General features: G+C 49.5%; 1 pseudogene. It reads right to left on the bottom strand.

Annotated elements, in window-relative coordinates:
* Positions 1-275 (bottom strand): annotated as a pseudogene (locus tag OGY71_RS00300) (T6SS immunity protein Tli3 family protein); the annotation flags it as partial.

Raw genomic sequence — 275 nt, 5'->3', positions numbered from 1 at the left:
TCCGGCAGGTTTTGATAGTTGGCCTTATAACCTTCCGTTAAATGGGCTAAAGATGCTTTCATAAACACCACCGTTCCCCAGGCGCGCCCTGGCGATTCAGGTCTCATATGGCCGTTCACATACTCGCCACCGGATTTATGCTTGCCAGGTCTGTAGAGATAATAGGTATCATCAAAGTATTGATAATCTATACCCGGACCACCCGGCGCCAGACGCGGGTCGTCAAAAGGGTATGAGCTCAGATATAAATGCCCCTTCGCCGTGGTAATAAATGC

Source organism: Citrobacter sp. Cpo109 (genome assembly GCF_030332565.1).
In the GTDB taxonomy this organism is placed as follows: domain Bacteria; phylum Pseudomonadota; class Gammaproteobacteria; order Enterobacterales; family Enterobacteriaceae; genus Citrobacter; species Citrobacter portucalensis.
The sequence above is the reverse complement of the archived record's forward strand: the minus strand, read 5'-3'. Positions and strand labels throughout refer to the sequence as shown.